Source organism: Thiohalorhabdus sp. Cl-TMA, from assembly GCF_041821045.1.
In the GTDB taxonomy this organism is placed as follows: domain Bacteria; phylum Pseudomonadota; class Gammaproteobacteria; order Thiohalorhabdales; family Thiohalorhabdaceae; genus Thiohalorhabdus; species Thiohalorhabdus methylotropha.
Map to the genome: position 1 here is coordinate 1 of NZ_JBGUAW010000038.1, position 1,276 is coordinate 1,276.

Sequence of the window (1,276 nt, forward strand, 5' to 3'; positions counted from 1 at the left end):
TGAAGTGGACCCCAAAAACTGGACAGGGGTAGAAGTAAACGGCTGAGGGGGTATGCTCAGGCTCAGAAAGGAGCCTCAACCGTGTCCCGAGCCAAAGGCAAGCGCCTCAGCCCCGAATTCAAGGCCCGCGTCGCTCTGGAAGCCGCCAAGGGCGCTAAGACGACCAGCGAGATCGCCAGCGAGTACCAGGTGCATCCGGCCCAAATCAGCCAGTGGAAGCGCCAGCTGCTCGACAGCCTGCCCGAGTTGTTCGAGGCTAAGCGTGCCAGCAAGGCGCCCACGGCCGAGGAGCTGACCGCGCCTCTGTATGAGGAGATCGGCCGCCTCAAGATCGAGGTGGACTTTCTCGAAAAAAAATCCAAGCAGATCAAGGGGTAGGCCGATGGCAAATCGAACCGGCCCATCCCCAGCTCTCGATCCAGCGCCAATGCGCCCTGCTTGGTCTGCCCCGGTCCACCTACTATTACCAGCCGGCCGGGGAGAGCGCCGAGAACTTGGCGCTGATGCGGCTCATCGACCGACAGTACCTGGAGACGCCGTTCTACGGCAGTCGCCAGATGACGGCCTGGTTGCGGCGCCAGGGGTACGCCGTCAACCGCAAGCGGGTCCAGCGGCTGATGGGCCTCATGGGCCTGCAAGCCACGGTGCCTGGGCCGCATACCAGCCGACCGCAGCCGCAGAATCCGGTCTACCCCTATCTGCTGCGGGAGCTGGCGCTGACGAACAGCAACCTGGTGTGGTGCGCGGACATCACCTACATCCCCATGCCAAGGGGCTTTCTGTACCTGGTGGCCGTGCTCGACTGGTACAGCCGCTTTGTGCTGGCCTGGCGGCTCTCCAACACGATGGACGCGCTGTTCTGCCTCGAGGCCCTGGAGATGGCCCTTGGCCGGGGCGAACCGGTGATCTTCAATACCGACCAGGGCGCCCAGTTCACCAGCCAGGAATGGGTAGCTCAGCTACAGAACCGCGGTATCCTCGTCAGCATGGACGGGCGTGGCCGGGCCCTGGACAACGTCTTCGTCGAGCGTCTATGGCGCACCGTGAAGTACGAGGACATCTACCTTCGGGATTACCAGACCGTGCCTGACCTGGAGAGTGGACTGGCCGACTATTTCCAGTTCTACAACGAGGAGCGTCCGCACAGCGCCCTTGATCATCAAACCCCGGCTGAGGTCCACTGGACCACCCAGCCGGAAACCGAAGCCTGAGGAGCCCCCAAAGCCCGTTTACTTCTCAAGGCCTGCTGACTGTCCAACGGAATGGGTCCACCCCA

At 62.9% G+C, this 1,276-nt stretch carries 1 protein-coding gene; it reads left to right on the forward strand.

Going from position 1 to position 1,276, the window contains the following annotated elements; genetic code table 11:
- Nucleotides 1-81 precede the first annotated feature (81 nt).
- A protein-coding gene (locus ACERLL_RS17760) for an IS3 family transposase (protein WP_373657432.1) occupies nucleotides 82-1,211 on the forward strand; the annotation gives its coding sequence in 2 pieces (ribosomal slippage) (nucleotides 82-373 and nucleotides 373-1,211; 1,131 coding nt in all).
- The last annotated feature ends 65 nt before the right edge of the window (nucleotides 1,212-1,276 follow it).